Genomic DNA, 2,296 nt, shown 5'->3' with positions numbered 1-2,296 from the left:
GTTCAGACAAGTTTAGATTTAAACAGCTGACATAAAACGGTTGTTACTAATCCTTATTAAACAATCTTTAATGACGGCAGACATTCCACTAAGTTTCAATATATTGATCTTTATTCCTGAGATTTTAAAAATTTCAATATTTTTCATTCATTTTTTAATAAATGTTTAACCATGGTATAGTTTCGTTTCACGTTTTGCATTATCTTTGATTTTAAATGGAGTTATTGTTAACAAAAAAAATGCAAATAGACTATGAAAATTGAGAAGATACAGGCGTTACGGGGACCAAACATTTGGAGCATCAGAAGAAAGAAACTGATACAGATGAGATTGGATCTCGAAGAAATGGAAAATTTCCCAACCAATAAAATTGACGGCTTCAGAGAAAGAATAGAAAAACTGATTCCCTCTTTGTTCTCTCACAGATGTTCCGAAGGAGTAGAAGGCGGTTTTTTTCACCGTATCGAAACAGGAACATGGATGGGACACGTTATTGAGCATATCGCGTTGGAAATCCAGACTTTAGCCGGAATGGATGTTGGTTTCGGAAGAACGCGTGAAACAAAAACTCCGGGCGTATACAATGTCGTATTCAACTATATCGAAGAAAATGCAGGAATTTATGCTGCAGAAGAATCTGTAAAAATTGCTGAAGCTTTAATAACAGGTGAAGAATATGATCTGAATGCCTGTATAAAAAAACTAAAAGAAATCAGAGAAAGAGTGCGTCTTGGTCCTTCTACGGGAAGTATCGTGGAAGAAGCGGTTTCCCGAAGAATTCCGTGGATCCGTCTGGGAACCAACTCTTTGGTTCAGCTCGGCTATGGCGTAAATCAGCAGAGATTTCAGGCAACGATTACAGGAAATACAAGCTCAATTGCGGTAGATATTGCCTGTAATAAAGAGTTAACAAAAAAAATGCTCCACGATGCGGCAATTCCTGTTCCTATCGGAGATCTTATCGTAGATGAGGAAGGATTAGGAAGTGTGATAAGAAAAATTGGTTACCCTGTTGTGATTAAACCATTGGACGGAAACCACGGAAAAGGTTCTTCGATTAATGTGAACGACTGGGAATCTGCAAAAACAGGTCTTGAACACGCTCAGAAATACTCAAGAAAAGTTATTGTTGAAAAATACATCATCGGATACGATTTCAGAGTTTTGGTTATCAACAATAAAATGGTTGCCGCTGCAAGAAGAGTTCCGGCTCACGTTGTAGGAGACGGAGAACTGAATCTTCAGCAGTTGATTGATAAAGAAAATAAAGATCCGAGAAGAGGTTACGGGCACGAAAATGTTTTAACCGAAATCTTAATTGATAAAGATACCACAGAGCTTCTTGAAAAACTTCAGTATACCCTGGAAACCGTTCCGCAGAAAGGGGAAGTGGTATATCTTAAATCAACAGCCAATCTCTCTACAGGAGGAACATCTATTGATGTTACCGATATGGTGCATCCTGAAAATATTACCATGGCCGAAAGAATTTCAAAAATCATCGGTCTTGATGTCTGCGGAATTGATATTATGGCGGAAAACTTAACCCAGCCCTTAAAAGAAAGCGGCGGTGCCATCATCGAAGTAAATGCTGCTCCCGGATTCAGAATGCACTTGGCTCCAAGTGAAGGATTGCCGAGAAACGTTGCTGCTCCCGTTGTTGATATGCTCTATCCGCAGGGAAAACCTTTTACCATACCGATTATTGCAGTAACGGGAACGAATGGAAAAACAACCACCACAAGACTGATTTCCCATATCGTTAAAAGCAACGGCTACAGAGTAGGTTTCACGACCTCGGATGGAATTTATATTCAAAATACGATGTTGACGAAAGGAGATACAACAGGACCTCTTTCTGCTGAATTTATTCTGAAAGATCCAACGGTAGAATTTGCCGTTCTGGAAACCGCAAGAGGCGGGATTCTACGCTCCGGTTTAGGATTTTCTCAGTGTGACATTGGTGTTTTAACCAATATCAAGGAAGACCATTTGGGGATGAACGATATTCATAACCTGAAAGATCTTACCCGGGTAAAAAGGGTAGTGCTGGACAGCGTAAAGAAAAACGGATGGAGTGTGATGAATGCCGATGACGAATATTCCATGAGAATTGTTAATGATCTCCATTCTAATGTTGCCATTTTCAGTATGGATGAAAACAATCCGCACATCAAAAAATTCGCTAAAGAAGGTAAAATTACCTGTGTATATGAAGAAGGGTTTGTCACCATTAAAAAAGGAGACTGGAAGATCAGGATCGGAAAGGCAAAAGATTTCCCGATCACGATGGAAG

1 protein-coding gene is annotated in these 2,296 nt (G+C 39.4%); it reads left to right on the top strand.

Annotated elements, in window-relative coordinates; genetic code table 11:
• Positions 1–252: 252 nt before the first annotated feature.
• A partial coding sequence (cphA, locus tag WFK35_RS22305; protein ID WP_336734793.1) for a cyanophycin synthetase occupies positions 253–2,296 on the top strand: 2,044 nt, incomplete at its 3' end.

Origin of the sequence: Chryseobacterium sp. VD8 (genome assembly GCF_037149975.1) — a bacterium.
Classification (GTDB): Bacteria; Bacteroidota; Bacteroidia; order Flavobacteriales; family Weeksellaceae; genus Chryseobacterium; species Chryseobacterium indicum.
This window is presented reverse-complemented; position numbering and strand designations above follow the sequence as displayed.